Annotated in this window: 1 protein-coding gene and 2 pseudogenes; all 3 read right to left on the bottom strand. The window is 55.3% G+C overall.

The window, feature by feature from the left end:
• Positions 1-155: pseudogene (locus PG731_RS09105) on the bottom strand (HNH endonuclease); the annotation flags it as partial.
• A gap of 131 nt (positions 156-286) precedes the next feature.
• A complete protein-coding gene (locus PG731_RS09100; RefSeq protein ID WP_270773429.1) occupies positions 287-766 on the bottom strand; it encodes a hypothetical protein in 480 nt (159 codons plus the stop codon).
• Positions 763-1,199: pseudogene (locus PG731_RS09095) on the bottom strand (DEAD/DEAH box helicase); the annotation flags it as partial. The pseudogene PG731_RS09095 and the gene PG731_RS09100, both read right to left, overlap by 4 nt.

Genomic DNA, 1,199 nt, shown 5'->3' with positions numbered 1-1,199 from the left:
CGCCAGCGCGCACCATAACGCTTGTTGATCTTCGGGTCGCGTTGAAACCTGCGGTAGTTCTTGTCTGCCTTTTTGGCGTGGAGCTGGCAGAACCTTTCGCGGGTTAGTTCGGGACAGCCCGGTGCTGAGCAGGGACGTTTGGGTTTGCTTGGCATTCCCGTTATCTCCTGTGGTGATGGTAAAGCCCCGAGAGGATATTTTCCGCTCGGGGCTTTGACCTTTTTCTAACTAGTTACACTATATCAGGCTCGAAACGGGAATGTCGTCCGCGTTTTGTCCAAGCATTTTAGCGTCCGTACAGGAGACTGGTGAGGTGGTCGAGGGCGGTTTTGCGCCGGTTGTAGGCGGTGGAGCGTTCCACATTTAGCCGCTCTTGCACCTCATAAATCGCATCAGTGGCGGACTCGTGCCCAGAAAGGAAGCAAACCTCTAGCACGTCACGTTCCTCATCGGTGAGCGCTTGCCATGCGGGGTTGAACCAGTCCATGTAATCCTTGGCTTGCAGGTATTTGCGGGTGCGGTTATCGATCCGTTCCAAATGGTTAAGGATTTTGTCCTCAGCCGCGGTGGGATTAAACGCACGGCGGCTGCCATCCAAGACGGGGGAGGATGGACCGGGCAGGTCGGCTTCGATGGCTTTCAGGTCGTCGGGAGTGTTATCGATGATGGTTTCCATAGTGGCGTAGTCACGCAGTGCGTTGATAGCAGCGGCGCGACGGTCAACGTAACGCCAGGTGATGTCGGTTTCTTGATGCGTAACGCTCATTTCGTTTCTCCTCTCAAGGTCTGCGCTACCGCGTCGATGAGCGCCGACTGGGTCATGTTCTTTGATTCGAGTGCCGATAAGATCCGCTGATCAATCGAATCCTTGGTCGCAATATGCGTAATAGTCACCGGCTTGCTCTGGCCTTGCCGATACAGACGGGCGTTGGTCTGCTGATAGAGCTCAAGGCTCCAGGTGAGCGAATACCAGATGAGGATGGAGCCTCCTTGCTGGAGGTTAAGCCCATGTCCAGCGGACGCTGGATGAATTACCCCCAGCGGAATCTCACCGCCATTCCAAGCCTCAATATCCGCCGATGTTTTTAACTGTCTGGATTGCGGGAAGCGCTGCCGGATGCGTGCCAGGTCGTGTTGCCACCAATACGCCACAAGCACGGGATTCCCATTCGCAGCTTCAATGAGGTCTTCAAGGGCAT

The organism is Pauljensenia sp. OF14-1SRA (assembly GCF_027694595.1).
Classification (GTDB): domain Bacteria; phylum Actinomycetota; class Actinomycetes; order Actinomycetales; family Actinomycetaceae; genus Pauljensenia; species Pauljensenia turicensis_B.
The sequence above is the reverse complement of the archived record's forward strand: the minus strand, read 5'-3'. Positions and strand labels throughout refer to the sequence as shown.